The sequence below is a fragment of the Aeromonas sanarellii genome (genome assembly GCF_000820085.1).
Classification (GTDB): Bacteria; Pseudomonadota; Gammaproteobacteria; order Enterobacterales; family Aeromonadaceae; genus Aeromonas; species Aeromonas sanarellii.
Genome location: NZ_CDBN01000025.1, coordinates 1 through 24,472 on the forward strand (window position 1 = coordinate 1; position 24,472 = coordinate 24,472).

Genomic DNA, 24,472 nt, shown 5'->3' on the forward strand with positions numbered 1-24,472 from the left:
ATGAACACTTCCGTATCAAGGGGAGGACGACCTGGTATGAGTCGGTAGAGCAGATGCAGACAGACCTGGATAGCTACCTGGAACACTACAACACCCAGCGGCCACATCAGGGCAGGATGATGGAGGGACAGACGCCTTACAGCATGTTCAAGAAGGGTCTGAAATTGATACCGAAGGAAGTGCGCACTAAAGTAGCGTAAACAAGACACCGGTTTGAGGCCGGTGTCAGGTGATAACTAGATCTGTACAAACAAATGACAGAAGGAGAACTGACTGATGCCAATGCTCTTTTGAGATTACGCCAATTTTATTTACTCAAAGATATACTGACTGTTTTTCGTAAAGCCGGAGTATATATCACTGCATAATAAAATATTTTCAATTTGCGCCCAATAAATCAATAATTGGAACTTTAGTTATGTTTCTGGCTCCCCCTGCCAAGGACTGGAAGAAATAGGTATTGCTGGCGCAAAACCTACCGAAGAACAATTTCGACGTTATCGGATAGAGACCTATTTATCCTCAGATGATAAGGTGTTAGACATAGGTTCTAATAATGGATTTTTTAGCGTGGAAATAGCTAAAAGAACAAAAAGCGTCGATGCAATAGAGTTTAACCCTTACTTGAATTTGATCGCTGAAAGAACTTATCAAGAGTTTTGAATAAACAACATCCACTTTCACCAATTAGATTTTTGTGAATATGAAACAAATAAAACATACCAAATCATTTTTTCTCTTGCCAATCACTGCACCATAGATGGAAATCTATCAATTAACTTTGAGGAATACATAGCTAAATGCTTTAATTTACTCGATGTTGATGGTTACCTATTCTTCGAAAGTCATAATGTATTCTGGCCAGGTACGGGTGGTGTCGGTGATGATGGTGATATGGAATGCTAAATTTGATGTGGTTGAGCAATATTTTGAAGTTGTCAATCTCTACATGACACGTAGATTTATTCCATTGATTGACATTGACAAGCTATTTGTCATTTTGAAACGGCGGTCAGCTCATCAACCAACCGCACGCAGAACCTTTGATCTCGAACGAGCTAAGCAGATTTATCACTAATCATCAGCACGCCAGTCATGGCTCCAGCTAGGCTCGGTAATCCGACGTTCATACAGAACTATGTCTGATGGATTATCCACCTCAACCCAACCACCGGAGATGGCAACCGTAGCAATGGGAATACAGTGAGATAGTAATAGGCGCAGCAAGCTAGTCATGTCCAGCTTGTTGATTTGTTCTGCGCTGAGTCCTGCTAACACCGCAGATACTCGTTGCCAACCCTCAGGGGTGAACTTCAACAACCCCATATATTGGCCTTCGATCTCCTCTCGAGCCTGAGCCCGTTCACCGATAGCACTCAATTGACCACCATGTTGTCGGAAATTTTCAGCATCCAATAAGGGCTCCTCAAACCGGGCCGACCAGAGTGCCCACCACTCCTTGTCATAGCTGATGGCTAGTGGCGCATCAGATGCCATCAAGGTTCTGATGATCCCAGGGCGATAGACAATATCTCCGTAACAGACAAGGGTCGGCGCTGCCGACAGCACACTATCAGCGCACATCAGGCTGCGGACCATATTTGAACTAACCCAGTTGACGTTCATGATTTGGTTGTTACCGTAGCCCTTCAAGGCTTCACTGCAATATCCGCAGACCACATGAACGCTATCGACACCTGCCGCCGCTAGCGATGTCAACTGCCATTCAATCAACGGCTTACCAGCCAGCTTTGCCAGCGGTTTGGGTTGGTTTTCGGTCATGGCACCAAGTCGGGAACCTCGCCCGGCCGCTAAAATTATGGCTTGCATATCACCTCACTCAAAAAGCCATTGGCATAGTTGCCGATCAAATTCTTGGCAGAATACTTCACGCTCAGGATGCCACATGATCCCAGCCAGTTTCATACTCTGATGAAGAAAAGCCTCACAATATCCATCCGCATCGATCGCTAGAGCCCGCAAGCAGGTTGGTAGGGGCAAGGAAATGCGGTTGGCATGATAGGAATTGACCTCCCAGAGCAATTTTTCATTCACATCACGCCATGATAAATCACTGCATAAAGAAACTGTGTGCCGAGTTGCCACATGATGTTCTCCGCTATCAACAACCAGCGCCCCTCCAGAAAACCACTGTATCAACTGCATTCCCCGGCAAACCCCCAGTACAGGCAAGCGCTGTGTTATTGCATATTTCAGCAGAGCAAGCTCACTCTCATCCCGCAAAGGATCCGACCCAATATCCTCTCCACCACTTAAAATTAGTCCCTCAATACGCTGTGTCTGTGCGTAGTCCACGCTCTGTGCGCCGAGATTAGGTAACAACACCCAGTCCCATCCCCAGTTCATTTGTTGCAGAAAGCGATACCAATCCCGAGCCAGACCATCTCGGGGCTCATGATAATGAGGCGAGTTACTGCTGCGCATGGTGATTCCCACTTTTCTCATAGCAAGGTCACCGACTTGTCACGACAATTAAGCACCCCTTTGGCACCGGTTCGCAGACGTCCATAAAGCTGTTCACCACAACCAATGGCGGCAGGTATTCCAAACTCAGCACAACGAATAGCCATATGAGAGTTGGCCCCCCCGAACTTAGTGATAAGCCCAGCAATGCCGCGGGTAAATATCCAGTCGTAGCCCGGGTCGGCGTTCTCGATGCACACCAGTTTTCCGCAGAAACTCTGGGACGCACAGACACCGGCTGATAACACTAACAACGGTGCCTCTATACATTGCTGGCCAATAAAATTAGCCAAAGCTCGGTGAATCGGGGCCACAAATATCTCAGATGGTTCGAGAATTAAGTGGCTGAGTTTGATTAAGGAAGCGTCTTCACAACGAGACTTATTATGACTGACTTCGTTCAACAATTGTCGATCCAGATCATCCAACATCGGACATATCAGCAGCGCTAACAGTCGCTCGATCTCGAGAAATGACAAGTCATCTCTGGACAAACCATTTTCTGCTCCCCAAAGAGTAAGACAAGCAAGTGCATCCGATAAATCGCGAGTAAAAACCAACTTGGCATATTCACGACCTGCGATGGCAGATGAGGCGTAGACAAAAAAATCCTGCGCACTTATTCCCCAAGAGTTTTCGGCTAGCAAGGCCTCCATGCCGGCAAGCTCTCTGGGCTGCCAGCAGAATTCACTGTTACCCACCGGCGATTGAGTCAGACCGCTCTCGATAAACAAATCTGAACGTTCATCATACCTCAGTGAAGTAATGTCATAAGTGCCGGGGCGCAAATGGCCAAATCGCGATAAAAATGCCTCTGTCGAAGCTGAGCCATCACATACGGCCTGAAACTCCTCCGTCAGTTGCCCGGACACCGTAGTGATACTAGTCTTCCACAATGCAACTCTGTCGTGGGCAAGCACATTTAAGCGGCAAGCCGAGCGCAGCATTGACTCAGCGACAAAGGCATGGCGAGCAATGATTGAGAAATGAAATGTACCTTGCTCACGGCACTCCAGCAACAAGTCACGCACCGACTCAAGTCTGGCGTAGGCGAAGCGTCCACGTGCATATTGTGTTTGCTCTCTACAGTGGATCTGCGCTAACGAAAAGCCCAGACTGCCAAGCCCTCGCCCGCCAATTAGGTGCTTGGTTAAATCCAGCAGGGCGGTGCGGTATTCAACTAGTTGCTCCGCACTTAGCAGCCCAGAGTAGCGACTGGAAAATTGCTGGTCGAAGTCGAAGTCGAAACAGGTGGGCACAATGTCAAATTCGACCTTGTCATGCCATTGGGGATTATCAACCAAGCGGTCAATCCAGCTATCCACCAGCAAGGTAGCCACTTCAGCCGACAATCCCGCAGGCAAAAGCGAGTTAAAACTAGCACGCACATCGATAAAGGGATGCTGACCAACAAGCAGCATCAGTGGTTGATGCCGTGGATGATGGTATCCCATTGCGGCCCGGGCCTCACGCCATACACTGTCAGTTATCAGCAGCCGATAAAGACTGACTGCCAGGGGTCTAGGGTTGGCGCCTATGATTTCGGCCGGGTTCCAATCAGGCATGTCTCCAAGCACACTACGCTTACCATACAACCCATCACTATGCCCCATATGGAGCTCCAAGAAATGTTTGACGTGTTCCAGCTGGCGCGCAACCCGTCGCTCAGTCACCGGATGCCACTGCCGATAAAGACTGATTCGCCTGACCTGTAAGATGTAAACCTGACCTTGATGATCAATAGCAAACTCAATATCTAGAGGCACGCCCCCACAAACCCCCTCGAGTTCACGGCAAGCCTGCATCAAAGTTCTCAATCGTGGCGATCTAATCGCATCCAGATGACTTTCTCGATAGATCATGACTGATTTTTCCACCCCACAGCCACCCGTGATAGTATCTGTCTGACCGCTCTCATCATCGTAATTAATGAGATAATATGGCGCACCACGCTGCAGATCGTGGGTCATAACTACACCACTCATCTGGATATTTGTCAGCATGGGCTGAATCAACACTTGATTGCGCGGGTTCGGCGCACAGGAAAAGGAAGCAACCACAGCATCAATCGACTTTTTAAGCAATACCAAATTGTCAGCTGGTACATTCAAACAACTTAAAAATGCACCAGCCATCGAATCGGAAGCTCCATCCTCTAGTTGGGCGCTGGAGCGTATAACAACCTGCGCACATTCGAGGCTCGCAATTTGTTGTAGACAAGCAGTAGGGGCATTCTGCCAACATTCCACACTGAAAAACTGCATTGGCAACACTCTTGACTGCAACAATAATGGTTTTAAGCGTGCTAGAGTTTCGGATTTAGTGCCAAAAGCAAAGGGGGGGGTCTTCATAAACACTCCTTTTGGCTGTCCACCCGCTTTAACGCAAGATGCTTGAGCAGAGGATGAATAATGTAATAAGCAGGCAGCTGGACTTCTTGAAACATTGGGGGGGGCAGTTCCCCCTCACGCAGGTAATGATGTAATACAGCTAATAACAAATCGGCTCGGATCAGATTATCGTACAGATAATCCACATCCATATTGACTGGCGGCATCGGATATGTGCGCGTTGCAACCACAGGACCTGTATCTATAGTTGGAGTCAGGAGTATTGCGCTTGCGGCGCAACCACCATGTTCTAGCAGTTCATGGTACAGGGTGGTACTACCGCGATACCGTGGCAACAAGCCGCTATGAATGTGCAGTACAGGAACTTGTTCCAGCAATGATATGGGCACCAATTGACCACCATAACCGGAATACACAACTACCTCAGGCGACAGGGATGTAATAACCCGCTGCAGCAACTCACTGTCCAACTCTCTTTCCTCAACCTTGAACAGCTTCCAGCCGGCATTCAGCACTGATTGCTCTACAGTTATTGATAGATCAGGACAAAACCAAGGCAAGGCTCTAGGACTGAGATCGCGGGAACTTTGAGGCATGCCCGCTGGTTCGCCGTACAAAATTACCGCCGCAGGAACCAACCCGGCATTGTGCAACGATTGGACATAAGCTACGCTGCGTGCCGTGTGAGCGCACAATAAAACAATACCTTTAATAAGGTTCACTGACCACCTCCAACAAGCTTGTTATCAGCTGCCGTTCAAGCAATATTAATGCAGCAATCCCCGATTGATGTACTGTGTCGCAGCTATTTACAATTGAGCAAAGTGTATCTATCAGCTTGAGCGCCCCGCTGAGCCAATAGGAATTATGCTGCTCCAGCCATTGTCTCAAGGCAAGCTCTGCCAGCAACATATATGGTTCCGGAGCACCATAATATTCATCGCACTGTCTGTAAGGTGGCGAACTTTGGTAAGCTGCGAAAAGTCTCTTGCTGACTTCAAATTTTCTCAGTAATACCAGTAACCAATCCAATTCCTTATGATTAAGGAACTGGTTCTGCCGCATCTTAACTACAAGTGGCCAGAGGCTGTCACTGGTGTGACTTATCTCACGATCCAACACAAGCCAACGGGCCTCAGGCAAACTTTGCAACAAGGTTTGTCGCTGTTGGTAAAAGGCCACAATAAAGGCATCACCGAGCCAAGAGGAATATTGATAACTTTGAATGTGTTCCAGATTGTTATCAGTAACATAGGGATAGCTCGACTCAATCTTCATCTATATTCTCCCAATATCGACAAGGGTAAGAATCCGATTGACATACTCATCGACATCGGCAGGGTTAAAACTGTTCTCTATGCGAAGATCTGCAGATGAAGGTGGCAGGTATGGTATATTAATGCCAAGTACATCTCTTCGCTCCCCTCTCAAAGCTGACTGATACAAGCCCTTATTGTCCCGCTCGGCCAACGTCTTAATATCGGCGTGAATGTGCACTTCAAAGTACTGTGAAAAAATGTCTCTATTAGCCTGATTGATATCATCAAACATAGCAATACTAGCAGCAACTACCAATATATTTTGGGCATCAAGCCAGTGACAAATATTCTGTATCCGCTGCGCACTGACACGGCGTGCACTCAATGAATAATCCTTGTTTTCATTCTGATGTTCAAACAGCGCACGTATACAGTCACCATCTACCAATACGGTATCAGGTCTTATAATTTTAAGCCTTTCAAACAAGGCTGAAGCGATGGTGGACTTGCCAACACCAGATAACCCACACAACCAAATAACCATTTTTATCCTTGAATTAGTAACCGCTCTATATTTTTTAATGCCAAAACAGCTAGCTCTGAAGAAAATCCATAACTGGGAGAGAAATATAAACTTCGCAGATTCTTCCGCTGTATCTTTTGCATTTCCCATAATGACTCATCAGCTAGTAACGATGGAATATGCCAACGATTCTCAATATCGACACTAACAATATCTTGCCGTAAGTTAATATCTGGGGAATCTTCTCCGGTAAGATCATTGTGCTCAGCACCAGGTAAATTTAGTAATAATAAATTTTTATCCAGATAAAGTGCACCAAATGGGGTTCCGCCATAATCACAAAAAACATAGTCACTACAATAAAACAACTTTATATTATCATACACATTGGTAATAACCTTGGTAAAGCCGTAGTGCTCTAGTGGCTTCAGCGATTCCGGCTCATTTGTGGCAGAAAGAGGATGTGTTTTTACAATCACATTGTATTGGTTACAAAGAGACGACATCACATCGGCATAGTCTGGTAAAGAGCTTAACTCAAGCCATGTTGGCAACCAAAGGACAGTTTTTTTTGACCTATCGAGTCCGAGCTCATCGTATATTTGATATTTGCCCTCATGTGTATGAAAGTAAGCGTCATATCGTGGATAACCCATTTGAAAAGTAACTGCAGAGCAACATTTTTTCAGCTTAGCATCCTGCCATGGACCAAAACAAAGAATAAGATCGTAGTCTTGATTCCAACTGGAAAAATTGTGCCTGGCTTTACCCAAGGCATACATAAATCGTACTCTCCGCTTCCCCAATACATGTATAAGGGGCCTGCCTGCGTAGGGAAACATACTGTGATTGGATACTACAATATCGTATTGATAACCCTGGGCGATAATGAAATAGGTGGTATAGCAACGATAGCCTAATCCCTCTATCAGGGCTTTGTTTTCGTGTATTTCAGCTGGTGAACCGTGCAGCAACACATCAAACTCATCAGCACCCAGCAAATGCCAAACCGACTGATAATGATTAACCATTTCTGCAGTATGTACGAAGAAGGCCAATTTTCTAAAACTCTGATTCATATCTTCACCCACAGAAGTCATCTAACAGGTTGAGAGCTTCATCATGCAAATGTTCACTCATGGTTGGACAGAGTGGCAATGACAGGATTAGAGGATAAAAACTACTCGATGTTCCGGATGGCATCATACTCAATAAGGAGTGAATGTTATCCTATTGGAACCCACTGAAAATTGAGCATGTTTCATATATCACATTGCATCAAGTTATGCTAGGAATTTGGCAACACATAAAAAACCAACTCCGGTCTGATGATTCTTGATAACGCCTATTTCAAAGAGATGAATATTTTCTCTCAGCCATCACAACAAATTAACTATCACTTTTCAACCTACTGAGTTAGCATTAACTTTGAGTTCAACCCAATTAACAACTTCTTCTACAGGAATGGAATACTTGCGAGAGTAAAGCTCACGAGAGTCAGAAGTACCTGCGGTATAAGTTAGATATTGCATATCAATATTTAATGTGGATGATAAATTGGAAAAACATGATAAATCACCCCATTCCTCAGCCATCCAACAGAGAGCTTTAGCCTCAGGCTTTGCAAATATAATATTTGCCCAGGCAGCACCCGTTGGACCCACGATAAGCTCTGCATTCGCCATTAACTCTACTTGTTGACAGAAATCAAGATCCTCGAGATATATACAAGTGAAGTGATACTTAGATAGAGCGTTAACAAGTTGAGTCTGATTATAAGATCTTAATCCAGGCTTTCGCCCTAAAAATATTCTCTTAGGTAAATCAATCAAACCCCTATCCGAGCATAGGGCATATGCCACTTTACGAATATATTGCAATGATTCCAGACGAACAAAAGAATTATCAACATCACTTTTCGCATTTAATTTTAAATTCGGCACCAATGCATTAGGCATATTAATATATAACAGATCAGAAACCAGATAATTTTCTTTTGTGTGAAGATAAATGATATCTTTATCGGACAGAACGCTTTCAATAAATGTAGCTATTGCAGGGATTTTTTGACAATAGGCTGGTAACAAGATTGGATATTTTGAAAAAATATCAGGTATCTCTTCAATAAACTGGAGCTGGCTAAGTACTTCCAAAAGCAAGTGATAGTAATTTGTTTCACTAAAGCCATTAATCAATATACCAGCTGAGATATCAGTAATTTCTTCAGTATCTCTAACTAATGCGTACACATTACCATGATACGCAACCTTTGATGAACGATAATCTGCATTTTTTGTTTCTGCCGTTGGTACCCGCTCTAAGATAATTTTACCATCAGACAGCTTAAGCGTACGAGATACTGATCTTACTTCCGCATCACTAAATCTGTAAAGTGAAACCTCTGGCAATACAATTCTTTTATTTTGGCAGAAACCATTGATAAAATTTGGGCCATAGACCATAGCTGACTCAGCTGGACGGAAACAGTGTATTTTATTCTCATCCAGTTCATCAAGCCACCTTAGAGTTAAACGAGATAGCCTCTCACCACTGAGGTACTTATATATTTTAAATGATAGTGCTGATAGCAAGAAAACATCTTTACACACCAACTCCATTAATAAAACATTAAAATGTTTTAATGTTTTATTATACCATCTATAATGCTGGTATCGCTCATCAAAAAAGAAATCTATCTTCCCCTCATCTATACCAATATCGTTTACCAGTTGATCATAGATTTCTCTATAATAATCACTAGCAATAATGATTCTCTCATATACCAATAAATTTATATCTTTTGGTGCATGAACAGGTATACCACGAACCAAACTACCGTGTTTACATTTACCATTATCTAAGAAACCTATTACTTCATATCTATCTTTATTTCTATCAAAAAACGAAACCCCTCCAGATCCCACACCAAATATTAAGACTTTTTGTCTTTTTACAAAAGGCCAGATATTCATATCTCACGATCCTGAGTTACTATAAAACCATTATATTGTTGATTATTGACTAATTGTCTCAACGACATTAACCTACGAAGTTTTAACATATCACCAACCTATGGTGACATAAAACCCTCAAATGAATTACTACAACAATAAATTAAAAATAGAAAACTCCCGAAAAAATACGGCCAGAAATCTAGGATGTATCATCTTAATATTTTTTGACAAGGCTACCGCACGGTCTCTGTCAACCCTTCCTGCCCTTCATGGTAATATTTACGGCAAGAGCTGTGCCTGAACAAGCTAATTGATTGATATGACTTGATTTATGTGACCTGGAATCCACTATTCAATGCGGGCAAGCCGACGGCTACAGGCGGCTAGCATATCGATACCGTCCCAGAGCCATTCGAATGCCAGCGCCTGTCCCGGACTTGCCACCCTATCGATACGACAACCTGGCGATACCAGGAGCGCATGCTCAAGCTGTGTTTTATCCGGGCCAACCCAGACACAGGTCTGCATATCCCAAGGCTGTAGCAGCAACTCATCAAGGGTATCGGCAACAAATTCGGCGACTGTACCTCCTCCGATGTGTACAAGCCGCAAAGAGGCGGTGGGAGTCAATAAGGTGACGCCAGAGAAGGTGTCAAGCTTCATCTGGCCATCATGGGCGGCATTTTGTTGACTATTGATAAGGCGTTCCATCATCAGGGAGGGATTATCTGCAAATGGGGCGAAGATCCCTTCGAGCAGACAACGGCGCAACGCACTGGTGGGAGTGCCCAACCAGCAAATGGTGGTGGGGGACGCGCAGGCTTGTTGATTGAAACGGGTAAAGTCTTGTTGCAAAGCCGCGACCACTTGCCGCCACGCAGCAGCATCCAGGTTGGCGAGCCATTGGCGATCCAACACCGCCATGGAGCGGCGATCCGGAAACACGATTTCCTGAGCGCGGGGTGAGAGCGGAATAGCCCGTACTCGGCTGATGGTTTCATCACCTCCCCAGATAATACGAAGCCGACACCGAGCCGACAGCCAGGCGGTGATGCCCTCGTCGTGGTCATAGCGGATAAAACGGGTACGGGAGGCAATCTCTTGCCACTCGGGCAGAGAGAAGAGCTCGTTCAGGATGGCCAGCATGGCCTCTTGCACCGGGTCGATGCGCGATGAGAGACGTACCACGGACCCATTGCCCATCAGCAGCGCCATGATCCAGGAGTAGAACGCGACGGTCGGCACGTTGGAGGGGACCAGATGAAAAACCATCCCCAAGGGTGCACGCCCTGCCATGCGTTTGCGCTGTACCTCAATCTGGCGCGGCCGCAACCAAAAGCCAAAAGCGGCCAGATCCGGGTTCTCTCGCCCCTCCTTCAGCAGACGTGCAGAGAGCGCAGCCACAAAGTCGCAGATGACGGGCGCAAAGCTTGGCAACGGGCGAATGACAAAACCTTGCCAACCGCTGACGGGAGCCACGAAAGCGACCTCTGGCCCCGCTTGCCAGATGGCATCTTCTACATCTGATCGGCTCACTGGAAAGTGTCGCTGCATCCCCTCACCTCGGCGCCTTGCTGACGTCCTGATACATGGAAATAACGGCCACGACGGCCGCAGGGGCAATAATCCTCCCCCAGCAGCACGCCGAGATCCTCGGTCAGCAGGCTGTGGCCAGGATAACTTTGGGGAATGGCAGAGATCACCTGCAGCAAGCCGGGTTGGCCGACCCCGAGCGGTCGATGAGTCAGCGGATCCCGCACCAGCAGATCGGCAAAAAGGGGAGCATGAAGATGGCCCTGTTCGCACTCGACAAACACCGACCCCACCTGCTCCACCATGCCATAGAAGTTATGCACCCGACTCAGCCCCAGCTGTTCATGGCAGCGCTGCTTGAAAGCCGGATTATCCACCGCGAGGTGTTGCAGCTTCTTCCAGCCACCGCTGTGAAAAAGCACGCCCTGCGTCAACGGCAGTTGCAGACCTCGCTCACGCAGCGGCTCCAGCAGACATTGCCACACCATAAAGGTGAAACCGAACAGCAGGACCGGCTGGCCCGCATATTTGTCACAAAACGCCTCGATGACCGGCCAGTTGGGCCGCATCTGCTCGTCGAGGGCATAGGTATGGTCTCGGCCAAGGAAAGAGAGCCCCAGCGCACCGGCGCCGCGGGCGGAAAAACCGCTGCGGTTTTGAATCAGGGCGGGTTGCTCCACCAGCAGCATGGGAAGCCGTTGCTTGCCGACGAACTCTTGCAGGATCTTCACCAGCACCTTGCTCTGCAACGCGGCTGTATCCCGATCCAGCACAATGCGTGACGGCGTCCCCGTGGTGCCCGACGAGGTGAGCACCTTGAATACTTCTTTTTGCGGCACGCTCTGCCATTGGGCCAATTTGAACAGGCGGGCGGCCAGATAGGGAAGCTCTTGGTACGTCGAAGCCTGACCCCAGCCAAACGCCGTCAGAATATTGGCAAAGGCTGGGCACCCCTGCGCATGGCGCTGCGTCAATTCATTCAGGCGAGCAAGGAGCAGCCCACTTTTTTCACGTTGGGGCAGCCCGAAAACCGGCGCATCAAACAGCCTGTTCATAGCTGCTCCAGTTGTGTTAACAGGGCAGGATAATCAATCTTCATATTGCTGCGTCGTGGCAAATGATGCCGATAAATGCGAACGCTTGATGGCGGCACCATCAGCCAGCGGGCCAGCTCCAGCTGTAGTGCATCACTGGGGCACACGTCTGCCTCGATGGCTACCAACAGGCGATCATCGCGGCCGGTCGCGGCGCAGGAATAGCCCCTCCCCTGCAACCATGCCTCCACTTCAGCCAAGCTCACCCGTTTACCAAACAGCTTCAGGAAACGGTTGAGCCGCCCGGTCAGATAAAATCGGCCCGCCTCGTCGCAACGAGCCAGATCGCCAGTAAAGAGCGCATCCATATCACGCCCACGCGCCAGATCTTCAGTGCGCTCCGCATAGCCAAGCATCACATTTGGCCCTTGGTAAACCAACTCCCCCTCCCCGTCGGGAAAGCCGGACTCATGACGCAAAGAGAGGCGCCCGCCCGGTACGGCACGGCCAATGGCATCCGGGGCAATCATCACTTCATCGTGCGCCAGCCAGGCAATGCGCGGTGCCGCTTCGGTCTGGCCATACATCACGAAAAAACGGCGTCCCAGCGCAGCTGCCTGTTCGGCAAATTGCTTTGCCAGTGCTGCCTCAAGTCGTCCTCCAGCCTGGGTCAGTGTCATCAGGCTGGGATAGCGGGCCCAGTCAAAACGCAAGCGGTTTAGCATCTGAAAGGTAAACGGTACCCCTGCCACACTGGTGACCTGATGACGATTAACCTCATCCCAGAATTGACGCTCAAGGGGGCTGGCAGTGCATGACACCAGCGAGGCGCCAGCCAAAAGATGGCTGTTGAGCACCGACATACCAAAGGAGTAAAACAGTGGCAACGAGGTGATGGCGCGCTCCCCCCCGTTCAGCGCCAGATATTCGGAGATAGCCGCGGCATTTGCATCAAGATTGGTGCGCGACAATCGCACCCATTTGCTGGAGCCGGTACTGCCCGATGTTGGCAGCAGCATGGCCAGTTCAGGGTGAAGTGAGGGCGCATCGCCAAGATACGCAACAGCCCCATCTTCCAATACCCGCAGGCTGACACCAAAACGCAGGCACTGTTCACGGTGCAACTGGGCATCCTGAGCAGGATCGGCCAACATGATGGCGTGGCCATCACGCAGGGCCAGCAAGTAGTGTAGCAGATGCAGGGTTGACGTCACAAATGGCAGGTAGACCAAATGACGACCGACAGGATAGGTGGTGGCCAACTGCGCCACACGCCGGGCTAGTTCACCATAACTGAGCCACCCCTCTTGCGGGTCTCGCCAGGCGGGCTCGTCATTGTCGTCAACCAGATGCGTCAACAAATCAGGCCGGTTCAAATCACCATCCCCCCATCGACCCCAATTACCTGCCCGGTCACATAACTCGACAAGTCGGACGCGAGAAACAGGGCCACTTTGGCCACTTCATCTGGCGTGCCAATCCGCCCCATGGCAATGCTGGCCACCCGCTCGGCAAACTTCTCTTGCGGGATGGCATGCGCCATATCGGTATCAATAAAACCGGGAGCAATCGCATTGACACGGATCTGGCTGGCAGCCAGCTCCTTGGCCAGTGACTGGGTAATACCGATCACCGCCGCCTTGCTGCCGGCATAGCAGCTGAGCCCGGCAGCCCCCACCTGCCCCATCAGGGAGGCAAGATTGATGATGCTGCCGCCACCACTGCGCTGCATCAGGCGGGCGGCATACTGGCTGCAGTAGATCACGCTAAAGGTATTGTTGCTGAATGTCTTTTGCAGATGGGTCTGGTTCGCCATCCCCAATAACGCCTCTTCCAGCATGCCGGCATTGTTGACCAACACGTCCAGCTGACGAGTCTGAGCAAACAGCTGCTGAAAAGCCTGCTTGACCGCCGACGGATCAGCCACATCAAAACAGAGAGGCTGGCAGGGCACGCCAAACTCGGTACCAATCGCGGTCGCCAGCTGGCTCATCGTCACCTCATCACGGCTTCCCAGCCACAGTTCAGCCCCCTGAGAAGCAAACTGGCGGGCGATGGCAAGACCGATGCCACGCCCGGCACCGGTGATCAACACACGTTTGCCCTGCAACAGCCCCTGCATCAGAAAGCGACCCCGTACTTGGCCAGGATCTCGCGCGCCTTGCCGACCGAACTCATGTCGATAATGTCATCGGTGTCGAGCAGCACGCCGTAGTTATCCTCCAACTGGGCAATCAGCCCCATGTGGGCGACAGAATCCCACTGCGGGATACTGTTGTAGGCGAGCCCATCGCTGACGCTGCCGATATCGATACCCAGCGCCTCGGCAAAAACTTGTTCCAATGCGATTGTCATCTGAAAAATCTCCGTAACCGCTCACGGGCGGCATAGTAATCAGCAGGCCGCAGTTCCAAAGCAAAAAATCCGGTCTCTTGCCCTATCTGGCGGTAACCCAGTTGTTCATTCAAGCGCAGGGCCGAGCGATTGTTCTCCCGAACCAAAGTGCGGATACAACCGATGTGCAACTCATCAAAACCCTGATCAAGCTGAGATAAGGCAGCAGCAACGGCCAACATGGGATGCCGCACGGTTGAGTTGCCCAGATAGAGCCCCGCATCGGCGACCGCCTGCCCCTGTAGCGCATCCTGACACTCACCTTTCAGATTGACGTAACCCGCTCGCACGCCCTTGCACCAGAGCACCCAGTGCTGCTGATCCCGCCGCTCACGGGTGGCAGCGAACCATTGGAGCTGTTGCCGTGGCGAAATACGCGTCTGGGATACCATCTGCATTCGCACCTCATCCTGATTGCGCCAACGCCGCAAGGCGGGAAGATCCCACGGCGCTATCGGGCGTAACTCAACGCCATAACTCATCTTCAACGCCATCCAGTTTCCATGACCTGTCTCTCTTATCGACTACACGGCTGCCATTCCGTAGCAAAAATCGATAATACAAGCAGAAAAACCAGTATAATATCAAAAATAATCAAAGAGTTGTCATCGATTATCCTGGCTTTGGCCAGTCATTGATCCAGCAGAGAGAACCCATCATGGCCATCGCCATTATCCCGGCCCGGGGTGGTAGCAAACGCATTCCACGCAAGAATATCCTCCCCTTCTGTGGTCAGCCCATGCTCGCCTATGCCATCCAGGCGGCGCAACAATCTGGCTGTTTCAGCAAGGTGGTGGTCTCCACCGATGATGAGGAGATTGCCGAAGTCGCTCGTCAACTGGGCGCGGAAGTACCATTTCTGCGGCCAGCCAGTCTCGCCGATGATCACACCGGTACCACCCCTGTGGTGATCGACACCATCCAGCGGCTCGACCAGCTCGGCATCCAGGCAGAGCACTACTGCTGCATCTATGCCACCGTGCCGCTGATCCAGGCTGCCGACCTGCGCGCCGCCCACGACCGCCTGCTCGCCAGCAAGGCCCCCTTCGTCTACACGGTGGCCGAATTCGGCTTCCCGATCCAGCGGGCGGTGCGCATGGATGCGCAAGGCAGGGTCACGCCGTTCTGGCCGGAGCAGATGGCGAAACGCTCCCAGGATCTGGAGCCCGCCTATCAGGATGCCGGCCAGTTCTACTGGGGCAGCCGCGCGGCCTGGCTGGGGGGAATCAGCCCGGTGGGGGGAGAAGGGGTTGGCCACATACTGCCGCGGCACAGAGTGGTCGACATCGACACGCCGGAAGATTGGCACCTGGCCGAACTGCTCTATCAAGTACTGGCCCAAGATGACGTTTAAGGTTGCCTTCCGGCTCGACGCCGGCGCCGATATCGGCTTGGGCCACCTGATGCGCTGCCTGGCCATCGCCGATCGGCTGCACGCCGCCGGGGCCGAGTGCCACTTTCTCTGCCATCAGCTACCGGCGCACCTGCTGGCGCTGCTGCGGTCCCATCACCATCATCCCCTGAGCGCGCTCGATGACGCCGGCCCGCTGCCTGGCTTGCAGCCCGATTGGCTGGTGTTCGATCACTACCAGATTGACCAGCGGCTCGAAACCCAGCTGGCCGCCCACTGCGGCCGCGTGCTGGTGATCGATGATCTGGCCGACCGGCCGCACCACTGCCAACTGCTGCTGGATCAGGGCCCCTTGCGCCGCGCCGCCGATTACCAGCCGCTCACCCACGCCGGCTGCCGGCTGCTGCTGGGCACCGACTATGCCCTGCTGCGCCCCGCCTATCGCCAGCTGGCGCGGCCACACGCCAGTCAGTGGCAACGGGGGCTTGTCTGCTTTGGCGGCGCTGATCCGGCCGGAGCCTGCCTCACGACCCTCAACACGCTGGCTCGACTGCCATGGGCCCGAACCATCCGCTGGACCCTAGTGGCTGGCGGGGCAAATCCCTTCTGGCCCGAGCTGGAACAGAGAGTGGCTGAGCTGGCCGGCCTCGACCTGGCGCTGCTGCGCCAGAGCAACCAGATGGCCGACCTGATGAGCCGGCACGACTTCGCCATCGGCGCCGCCGGCGGCATGACCTGGGAGCGGGCCTGTCTCGGCCTGCCGACCCTGGCGGTGCCCATCGTCGACAACCAGCAGTTCAACGACCAAGTGATCGCCCGCTTTCAGCTGGCCGAGCGGCTGACCCTGAGCGAGCTGGCCGAGCCTGAGCGGCTGCTGCAGGCTCTGCAACGGCTGGAACAACAGTCAGACGACTACCACCGCCGCGGCCAGCAACAGGTGGACGGGTTGGGACTGGATCGGCTCACCGCCTGGTTGTTGCAACAATCGGATTATCAGCTGTTACCGGGTGGTCAACAGTGGCAATTACTTCATGATGACCAGCCACTGCTCACCCTGACCCTGAACGGTCAGCGGCTGACATGGCAGGCCGCCCGGCCACTTCAACCCACGGAGTGGCAAGAGCTGGCACATCGCTTGCAGACAATTTTCTCCCAATTTCCCCTCTATCTTGCCGAGCCACCGCAGATAGCGCCCCCTGCCCCCTGGCAACCGGCGCCGCAAGGCTGGCAACTTGGCACAGGAGTCTGAACACAGATGCAGATCGCCCATCAATCCATCGGCCCGGCACAGGCTCCCTTTGTGATCGCCGAGCTGTCGGCCAACCACAACGGCAACCTGGAGCGTGCACTGGCCATCATGACCGCCGCCAAGGAGGCCGGGGCCAGTGCGGTCAAGCTGCAGACCTATCGGCCCGACACCATCACCCTCAGAAGCGATCGGCCCGAATTCCAGATCCACGGCGGTCTCTGGGATGGTCACAGCCTGTACGATCTCTACCAGTGGGCACACACCCCCTGGGAGTGGCATCAGGCCCTGTTTGCCAAGGGGCGCGAGCTGGGGCTGACGGTCTTCAGCAGTCCGTTCGACTTCAGCGCGGTGGATCTGCTGGAATCCCTCGACTGCCCGGCCTACAAGATCGCCTCCTTCGAGCTGGTGGACTTGCCCCTCATCCGCTACGCCGCCCAGACCGGCAAGCCACTCATCATGTCCACCGGCATGGCGAACGAGGCCGAGATCGCCGCCGCGGTCGAGATGGCACTCAAGCACGGCAACGGCCAGCTGGCCCTGCTGCACTGCGTCAGCGGCTATCCGGCACCTGCAGCCGAGTACAACCTGCGCACCATCCCCCTGTTGCGCCAACGTTTTGGCGTTGAAGTCGGGCTCTCGGACCACACCTTAGGCTCCGCAACCGCCATTGCTGCCACCGCCCTCGGGGCGACCCTCATCGAGAAGCACTTCACCCTGGCCCGCGCCGACGGCGGACCGGATTGTGCTTTCTCCATGGAGCCCGACGAATTGGCCGAGTTGATACGTTCGGTCAACACGGCCCACGCCGCCCTGGGGGTAGCTGACTATAAACTCACCCAGAGCGAGCAGACCAATCGCGAATTTCGCCGCTCCCTCTACCTGATCAAGGATATTGCAGCAGGGGAGCGTCTCACCACCGAGCATATCAAATCGGTGCGTCCCGCCCTCGGCCTCCCTCCTGCCGATTACGATCGACTGCTCGGCAAGCGGGTCACCCGTGATATGAGCGCCAATCAACCACTGAGCTGGGTATGGGTTGCATGCGATGAATGAAGAACTCCTCCTCCATCAGCTTGCGATCATCGAAGCACGCTGGCCGACGCTGGCAGGTGCCTTGGCGACGGCCCAGCTGGGCGACTTTCAAGTGGAGCTTTGCGAGGGAAGCGGCAGCACCCTGCTGGTCAATGGCATCCAACTCACCAGCCGCCACGACCGGGAGGCAGAGGCACAACTGCAGGCCAACAGTCTGCCGAATGCTCGCGAACTGCATCTCTATGGGACTGGCCTTGGGGATCTGCCTCCCCTTTTACTGGCCCGCCCTGATCTGAAACGACTACATATTCACATTCTGAACCACACCTTGTTTACACTGCTCCTAGCATTGCTGGAATGGAAGTGGCTACAGGATCCCAGGCTCCAACTCAGTCTGGCCAGTGATGAAACTGAAATCACACTGCCCTTCTTCGCCATACCGAGTGAACTGGAGCTGGCTGAGACAGCAGCCAGCCGCATCCGTGGCAGATTGATCAGTGAAATATCTGCCGAGTATACCAAGTTGAGGTTCGCACCGGACTCAGCGCGTGTTCAGACCCGGCTCGCTGAAAACCTGCCACTGATCCGTGCGGACGGTGACGTCGCCAGCCTGTTTGATTCGGCCCCTCACGGGACGGCAGTGATCATCGCCAGTGGCCCGACACTGCAGCACCATCTTCCCAGACTGGCAGCATTGCTTCACTGCCATCCAAAATGGCAACTGATCTGTGTTGATACCGCAGTGGCGCCGTTAAGGCAGCATCACATCACCCCTCATCTGGTCGTCTGCATCGACGATCGCTTGGCCCAAGATCATCTGGCCAGCGACGGCCTCATCACAGTGCCGCTGGTTTATACCCCCATGGTACCTAACGCCACATTGAACAGCTGGCCCGGGCCAAGACTCACCGCATACTCCATCAGTCCCATGTATCAGGATCTGCGCGAGACACAGCCTAAAGGGGTACTGCATCAAGGCGGTAGTGTCCTTCATCCTGCTGTCGATCTCGCCGTCAAGATGGGTTGCAGCGATATCATCCTGCTGGGTTGCGACTTCGCTTTTCCGGGTGGGCAGACCCACACAGGCTGGCAGGATGGCGCACTCGGGCCAACCGCTCACCAGACGTTCGGCTGGACGCTGGATGGCCACGGTCATCGAGTGGTCACAAACCCCAATTTCACCACCTATCAGATTGAGCTGGAACGTTACATAGCCAAGCATCCGCAGATTCGTTTCTGGAATACCAGCCGTGATGGAGCCGCGATCCTGGGGAGTCGTTACCATCCGGAGTTTGTGTCATGAATCGACGACAAGAATGCATCAACCTGGCCCAGCGCTTCCGACTGGGTCATCATCTGGAAAGTGCACAGCATTTGCCTGTTTTGATTGAGAAAGTACTTACCACAGTTCCTGTGTCGCAACATGCGAATATCGCCACCATTGTCGCAGCCATGCTGGCTTGTCAGGAACATGGTGACTGGCTGGGATTGGCCGACTGGTTGGAAGGTGAACTCGTGATGCTGTTGGACTCGATAAAATAAGAGGACAAGAGGGCCTGTGATCAATGTTCAGGCCCTCTCCTGCATGCCTATTTGAATACGTTCAATCCCACAAAATAGGCAGTATCATGCCGCTCTAGGGCATCAGCATAGATGCTCTTCGCATCATCAAAGAACTGCTCCAGAATGCCGATGGCAACGCCCAGTTTTTCGGCAAGCCCAGCCCCATCACTATTCATCTCTGCAAGCATCAGGCTGATGATGTTGGCGTAGAAATAGTTAAGCGAGCCAATTAAGACCCGATACAAATGCCCCTCTTTGCTCATCAAAAGATAGAGCAAGTAATCGTGATGTCGTTGCATCATCAGTTGGATGGCATTATGTTCACGATCCACACTCTGCCAGTCATAGCGCAACTTCTCGATTATTTCATGGAACAACGGCACGTTGATGGCAGCCTGGAAATCAATGCTGGTCACATCAAATGGTTGGAAGCAATTAGTCATGAGCTCATCAACTACGGCGTGCTTGTCAATAGCAGACCATCTCGGCGTCAATGTTTCTACACGCAGAGGACAAGCCCCTTCGATATAAGCACCATCACTACTGTTGATGCAATGCACCTCAGGAGAAGTGGCTAACACCTGTTCCATATTATGGATCGCCAGCCCAAACAGATGGTTTATCCGAACTTCTCCGCCAAAATTGGCCGGAGCAGGAAAGGTATCCTTCAGGTTTTGTTGGTATTTTGCCTCTTGTTTATCATTGTAATAAAGGCTCAATTTGGAATGATGTTTATCCGCCGACTTATAGCCATTATCAATACCAAACAGATATATTTCTTTGAACCCCAACAGCGCTGCATAATTTAGCCCTGTATTTCCCACAAAGGGGTTGGAGTATTGAATAGCCTCGAACTCAAATTCAGATCCAAAACGGGTGGACAATATTTTGTACATGGGTTCATTGGGTTTGAACGCGATCCCCGTTTTGCGGAAGAAGCCTTTGCACTCCGGATGGATGACATCCACACTCAGAAAGACGCAGTCTTTGATGAAGTCGTCTGCATTCAGAATACGCAGGAAATCTGCCGAACTCTTGGTTCGTTCTACGGCAACATAAATATCTGGCTTAATGTCGGCCTTGTGGAGCGCACTCACCGCCGTGCCACAGGCAATAATGATGGCCTGATGCTGATGTTGCCGGATGAAATCGATACTTTGATCCAGTGAAGGGCCATTGCCTACCACAAAAACAGGCAAGGTCGCAGCCAACCCGGTATCTCGCTCTCGTTTCAAGAACGGGGTACCGTCTTGAAGGTGTGTATGACTGTGGGCCAATGCATACACGTTGTCGTCGAAAAACCCCCAACCGGTTCTGAGCAGGTAAAATTCATTTTCGACCTGCTGGATAAGTGTATCCAACTTGGGGGAGTGGTAGTGACGGAAGGAAAAATATGCAGCAGACCAAAAAGCTCCTTTGCGATGCAAGGCCTCCATCATGTCCGCAGCCAGCAATTTCTCATCAACACCGATGAATAAATGCAAGGTCAGGAACTCTTGCTCCATATATGTCAGCAAGGCATGCCAATCAAAACAGAATAAGGATGCATAGAACAGATCAAGGTCTGGTTCAAAAGCAAATAAATTCCTTACCTTGCATCGCTCGTAAAGATAGCCCAGTTGATAACCCAGTCCTATGCCATACATCAATGATAAGGGGATATCCGTATGCAGTGCATCTTTGAGCAGTGGGCTGCCCTGGTTAGCTCTCTGCTTCAGCTTTGAAATTTCATTGTTGTACTTGATATGGATTTGATCGTCAAAATACCACTGTGAGGCGAAGTCGATACATTGCAAGGTACTCTGGTCGAGCACTTCAGTAATTTGGGCCAGTGCATCGGCGAAGGGATCTTCACCATAGAGAGCCATTTCCGTATCCAGCCACAGAATATTGGGAATGCCATTTTCATTGCAGAAGAAGCGAAATGGACGCGCCGATTGATAATCCACGAAAAAGTCATGAATATCTGGCATGTACTTCTTGAAAGCATCCATGTTCTCTTGAAAGCGTACTGGCAACATCTGGGCCATCGCCGCTTCTTGTTCATGTTGCTGACCCAGCCGAGAAAGCTCTGCCTCTACTTCGCCAATCTTCTGTGCGATATCCATCAATCGTTATCCTGCGTGTTTCTTATACAACTCGGTAGCTCGCCCAGCCTTCGACAGACTCAACAGCTCGGTTTCTGTTTGGCTTCTCTCTCTTTCCACCAAGGCCAACAACTCTTTGAACTGCAACAACACTTGCCGCTGCTCACTTTTAAGATCCCGTGCTCCCACCCCGCCAATATGCTCATCCAATCCAGCCAAATATGTATCCATCAAAGCTTCAATCTCGCTGAGAGGACTCATCGTCAGAATGCTGCGGATCCTTTCACCCAGGGCATGGAGCTCCGCTAGGTCAATAGACATCACTCGACCTTCTCCGATTGCTGGCGGGCAAGTGCTTGCGCTCGCTCTTCTACCGGAATGGCATCCCAGCCGCTCTTGATGGTCAACATCAGCTGACCGACTTCATCCAAAGGAGCAGGATCCATATTACGGCTGGCATCCAGCAAACGCTGCTTCATGTAGTCATAGAGGGCAAACAGATCTTCCGGCACCTTGCCATATGAGAGATCCAACGCATCCTGCAAGCCATTGATGAGCGCCATGCACTTTGAAATAGCGACGGACTTGCCTTCGAAATCTTTGCGTTCGATCGCCCCTTTTGACTGGGCAAGACGTTCGACACAACCTTGCATCATCAATTGGATAACACGGTAAGGATCCGCTACCGCCATCTCGGCCTGCAAATTTTGAGTGGTATAGGCTTTTATATTTTTGCGATACATGACAACTCCCCTCATGCGGGATTGTGATGGAGATTAATCAGGAAGATGAAGAGCCAGAGGTATTAATAAGACTCAAGTAAGACGCTGATTGATTCATCTTGGCCAGCAGGGTGTCCAGGCCACCATAGCGCGCACGTAAACTGGCTTCATATTTCACCAGTTGAGCAGAAGCATCCGCTTCTTTTTGGGCCAGGGTACGTAGATCTGCATTAAGCGAGTCTTCTCGCTGAGCCAGTAAACCGCCAGTTTTGGAGTAATCTTCCAGTGCTGTGGCCATTTTACCCGCAACCCCATTCTCACCACCAAAGATGGCGACAACCTGCTCAAAGTTTTTGTCCAGCGCCTCATCAAACTTCTCACTATCAAGGGAGAGAACTCCCTTGTTGTCCATCTTCACACCCAGCTGGAAAATAGTGGAGAAGGTACTCGAATTATCAGAAGGAGAGATGATGGTATTACTCATCAGGTTGGTCACACTGCGAGTAACCGAGTCACCAGCGAGAGCCCCTCCATCATCCTTGCTCTGACCAGCCACCATGGTATTGCGCTTGCCCAAGGCTTCTGTCTTGCTCACCAGGCTGTTATAGCCATCGATAAAGCTCTTGACCATGGCCTTGATGCCATCTTTATCGGTCGATATATCTACCTTGTTGGATTTCTTGGTGCCATCAGTCTCTTTATCTGACTCACGCAGCACTGTGACTTTCAAGCCCATGATGGTGCCATCGAAGGTATTGGTATCACTGGTCAACGTGCTGCCATCGACACTGATCTCGGCACTGCTTGCGGGCTGGGTTTGAGTCAAGGAGGAGGCAAAGTTGCTCAGGCCGGTCGTGTTGCCACTGATCTGCAGATCCTTGCCAGTGCCGCTCACACCAGAATCCATCACCAGCTTGGCCTTGCCATCCGAGGTGTTGATGATGTTGGCTGTCAGACCGAAGTTATCACCATGGTTATTGATCTTCTTGCGTACGCTCTGCAGCGAATCACCGGCTTTGACATCCACGGAGAACGTCTTGTCCCCGGCTTTGAAGGTCAGGGTGCCATCTTCGGTGATCAGGGGATCGGTGGAGCTGTCAAAGGTCCCTTCAAACTTGCTGGTCGTTGCCAGTTTATTGACGGTGATATTGTACTGACCATTGGAGGAGCCAGCCTTGCTCTCCACCTTGAGGACAGGGTTGTCCTTGTCCTGAGTGATGTTGACGGCACGCTTGTTGAACGCATCCGTCTTAGCCATCTCTTTGAGGGAAGTGACATAAGAAGCAATGGCTGATTTTAGCTGACCCACTCCAGACAGAGTGATCTGGGCGTTTGTCTTCTTGGTAATGATCGGTTGCTGGATCTGTGCCTTTCTGGCGTCCAGACTGGCGGAAATTACACTCTCCAGATTGATACCAGACCCGGCACCTGCCGACGTTATCGTTGCCATTGTCTTGCCTCCTCATTCACGATGACCGGTTCATATCTCGCTGTCGAACAACAAACCTATCCTGGGATTGGCTCCGGCCTCTCCTTGGCGTAAAGCCTGGATCCGCTTGTTGATAGCAATCAATTCTTCACTAGGGATCTGACGGATCATTGATTTCGTCTCAGCATCCATGACTTTGATCACTACCTGCTCAAGCTCTTTCTCCACGCTGAAATTGACCGTCCATCCCTGTAATTGACCGAACTCCTGCAAGTTCTGTACCTGTTTCTCAATATCTGCTTGGCTCTGTTGCATCGAAGGCGTCAACTGCTTTGACCCTTGTTTGCCTTGCTGATGTGCAGCGCCGGCATCTTCCACCCCGCCAGAAAGCAATTGAGCGGCCACTTGGCCGCTCTTGTCACTTAGCTGTACGGAAGAGCCACTGGCAGATGACAAGTTGCCCAGTTCTGTTGTCATCTTCTCTCTCCCATTTCAATTAGCCTGTCA

The 24,472-nt window shown here is 51.3% G+C and carries 25 protein-coding genes; 6 read left to right on the plus strand and 19 right to left on the minus strand.

Annotated features, from left to right (window positions below):
• Positions 1 to 200: integrase core domain-containing protein (locus BN1132_RS05540; RefSeq protein WP_042075775.1), on the plus strand; the 200-nt coding region annotated here is incomplete at its 5' end.
• Positions 201 to 1,074: 874 nt separating this feature from the next.
• Here BN1132_RS05540 and BN1132_RS05550 read toward each other — a convergent pair.
• From BN1132_RS05550 to BN1132_RS05595, 14 genes are all read right to left on the minus strand, one after another.
• Positions 1,075 to 1,830: a phosphocholine cytidylyltransferase family protein gene (locus tag BN1132_RS05550; RefSeq protein ID WP_042075779.1), complete on the minus strand. Its 756-nt coding sequence runs from the start codon at positions 1,828 to 1,830 to the stop codon at positions 1,075 to 1,077.
• A gap of 6 nt (positions 1,831 to 1,836) precedes the next feature.
• Positions 1,837 to 2,445, minus strand: a complete 609-nt coding sequence (locus BN1132_RS19360) for a gamma-glutamyl-gamma-aminobutyrate hydrolase family protein (RefSeq protein WP_244462913.1) — start codon at positions 2,443 to 2,445, stop codon at positions 1,837 to 1,839.
• Positions 2,446 to 2,462: 17 nt separating this feature from the next.
• Positions 2,463 to 4,835 carry a PEP-utilizing enzyme gene (locus BN1132_RS05555; RefSeq protein ID WP_042075781.1) on the minus strand — a complete coding sequence of 791 codons (2,373 nt, stop codon included), beginning with the start codon at positions 4,833 to 4,835 and terminating at the stop codon, positions 2,463 to 2,465.
• Entirely contained in the window at positions 4,832 to 5,557 is a 726-nt protein-coding gene (locus BN1132_RS19365; protein ID WP_084202608.1) for a formyltransferase family protein, read from the minus strand. Before BN1132_RS19365 ends, BN1132_RS05555 begins: the two co-directional genes overlap by 4 nt.
• Entirely contained in the window at positions 5,544 to 6,113 is a 570-nt protein-coding gene (locus BN1132_RS05560) for a hypothetical protein (RefSeq protein ID WP_042075782.1), read from the minus strand. Before BN1132_RS05560 ends, BN1132_RS19365 begins: the two co-directional genes overlap by 14 nt.
• Positions 6,114 to 6,638, minus strand: a complete 525-nt coding sequence (locus tag BN1132_RS05565; RefSeq protein WP_042075783.1) for an adenylyl-sulfate kinase — start codon at positions 6,636 to 6,638, stop codon at positions 6,114 to 6,116.
• A gap of 2 nt (positions 6,639 to 6,640) precedes the next feature.
• On the minus strand, positions 6,641 to 7,696 hold the full coding sequence (locus tag BN1132_RS19370; protein ID WP_084202612.1) for a CDP-glycerol glycerophosphotransferase family protein: 1,056 nt from the start codon (positions 7,694 to 7,696) through the stop codon (positions 6,641 to 6,643).
• A gap of 324 nt (positions 7,697 to 8,020) precedes the next feature.
• Positions 8,021 to 9,589: a glycosyltransferase family 61 protein gene (locus BN1132_RS19375; protein WP_084202609.1), complete on the minus strand. Its 1,569-nt coding sequence runs from the start codon at positions 9,587 to 9,589 to the stop codon at positions 8,021 to 8,023.
• Positions 9,590 to 9,919: 330 nt separating this feature from the next.
• Positions 9,920 to 11,125, minus strand: coding sequence for an acyl-CoA reductase (locus tag BN1132_RS05570; RefSeq protein WP_042075784.1), 1,206 nt, complete (start codon positions 11,123 to 11,125; stop codon positions 9,920 to 9,922).
• Positions 11,104 to 12,159, minus strand: coding sequence for a LuxE/PaaK family acyltransferase (locus BN1132_RS05575; RefSeq protein WP_042075785.1), 1,056 nt, complete (start codon positions 12,157 to 12,159; stop codon positions 11,104 to 11,106). The genes BN1132_RS05570 and BN1132_RS05575 overlap by 22 nt, the downstream gene beginning before the upstream one ends.
• Positions 12,156 to 13,514 (minus strand): AMP-binding protein, encoded by a 1,359-nt coding sequence (locus BN1132_RS05580; protein ID WP_084202610.1) that lies wholly within the window; start codon positions 13,512 to 13,514, stop codon positions 12,156 to 12,158. Before BN1132_RS05580 ends, BN1132_RS05575 begins: the two co-directional genes overlap by 4 nt.
• Positions 13,511 to 14,260, minus strand: coding sequence for an SDR family NAD(P)-dependent oxidoreductase (locus tag BN1132_RS05585; RefSeq protein WP_042075786.1), 750 nt, complete (start codon positions 14,258 to 14,260; stop codon positions 13,511 to 13,513). Before BN1132_RS05585 ends, BN1132_RS05580 begins: the two co-directional genes overlap by 4 nt.
• Entirely contained in the window at positions 14,260 to 14,493 is a 234-nt protein-coding gene (locus tag BN1132_RS05590) for an acyl carrier protein (protein WP_042012685.1), read from the minus strand. Before BN1132_RS05590 ends, BN1132_RS05585 begins: the two co-directional genes overlap by 1 nt.
• A complete protein-coding gene (locus BN1132_RS05595; RefSeq protein ID WP_042075787.1) occupies positions 14,490 to 15,026 on the minus strand; it encodes a GNAT family N-acetyltransferase in 537 nt (178 codons plus the stop codon). Before BN1132_RS05595 ends, BN1132_RS05590 begins: the two co-directional genes overlap by 4 nt.
• 164 nt (positions 15,027 to 15,190) lie before the next feature.
• On the opposite strand from BN1132_RS05595, the gene pseF reads away from it, so the two are divergent.
• The 5 genes from pseF to BN1132_RS05620 are packed head-to-tail and all read left to right on the plus strand — an operon-like array spanning position 15,191 to position 19,706.
• A complete protein-coding gene (pseF, locus tag BN1132_RS05600; RefSeq protein ID WP_042075822.1) occupies positions 15,191 to 15,886 on the plus strand; it encodes a pseudaminic acid cytidylyltransferase in 696 nt (231 codons plus the stop codon).
• On the plus strand, positions 15,876 to 17,132 hold the full coding sequence (gene pseG, locus BN1132_RS05605; RefSeq protein ID WP_042075790.1) for a UDP-2,4-diacetamido-2,4,6-trideoxy-beta-L-altropyranose hydrolase: 1,257 nt from the start codon (positions 15,876 to 15,878) through the stop codon (positions 17,130 to 17,132). The genes pseF and pseG overlap by 11 nt, the downstream gene beginning before the upstream one ends.
• A 6-nt stretch (positions 17,133 to 17,138) precedes the next feature.
• On the plus strand, positions 17,139 to 18,185 hold the full coding sequence (gene pseI / locus BN1132_RS05610) for a pseudaminic acid synthase (protein ID WP_042075791.1): 1,047 nt from the start codon (positions 17,139 to 17,141) through the stop codon (positions 18,183 to 18,185).
• Positions 18,178 to 19,467, plus strand: coding sequence for a motility associated factor glycosyltransferase family protein (locus BN1132_RS05615; RefSeq protein ID WP_042075792.1), 1,290 nt, complete (start codon positions 18,178 to 18,180; stop codon positions 19,465 to 19,467). Before pseI ends, BN1132_RS05615 begins: the two co-directional genes overlap by 8 nt.
• A complete protein-coding gene (locus BN1132_RS05620; RefSeq protein WP_042075795.1) occupies positions 19,464 to 19,706 on the plus strand; it encodes a hypothetical protein in 243 nt (80 codons plus the stop codon). Before BN1132_RS05615 ends, BN1132_RS05620 begins: the two co-directional genes overlap by 4 nt.
• 47 nt (positions 19,707 to 19,753) lie before the next feature.
• Here BN1132_RS05620 and BN1132_RS05625 read toward each other — a convergent pair whose 3' ends face one another.
• From BN1132_RS05625 to BN1132_RS05645, 5 genes are read right to left on the minus strand one after another with little or no spacing between them, the layout of a single operon-like run.
• Positions 19,754 to 21,835 (minus strand): motility associated factor glycosyltransferase family protein, encoded by a 2,082-nt coding sequence (locus BN1132_RS05625; protein ID WP_042075796.1) that lies wholly within the window; start codon positions 21,833 to 21,835, stop codon positions 19,754 to 19,756.
• A 6-nt stretch (positions 21,836 to 21,841) separates the two neighbouring features.
• The gene (locus BN1132_RS05630) at positions 21,842 to 22,135 is read right to left on the minus strand and encodes a hypothetical protein (RefSeq protein WP_042075798.1); all 294 of its coding nucleotides are present in this window, start codon (positions 22,133 to 22,135) and stop codon (positions 21,842 to 21,844) included.
• Positions 22,135 to 22,557, minus strand: a complete 423-nt coding sequence (gene fliS / locus BN1132_RS05635) for a flagellar export chaperone FliS (RefSeq protein ID WP_042075800.1) — start codon at positions 22,555 to 22,557, stop codon at positions 22,135 to 22,137. The genes BN1132_RS05630 and fliS overlap by 1 nt, the downstream gene beginning before the upstream one ends.
• Positions 22,558 to 22,594: 37 nt before the next feature.
• Positions 22,595 to 23,986 (minus strand): flagellar filament capping protein FliD, encoded by a 1,392-nt coding sequence (gene fliD / locus BN1132_RS05640; RefSeq protein ID WP_042075801.1) that lies wholly within the window; start codon positions 23,984 to 23,986, stop codon positions 22,595 to 22,597.
• 30 nt (positions 23,987 to 24,016) lie between these two features.
• Positions 24,017 to 24,442 carry a flagellar protein FlaG gene (locus BN1132_RS05645; protein WP_042075802.1) on the minus strand — a complete coding sequence of 142 codons (426 nt, stop codon included), beginning with the start codon at positions 24,440 to 24,442 and terminating at the stop codon, positions 24,017 to 24,019.
• Positions 24,443 to 24,472 lie beyond the last annotated feature (30 nt).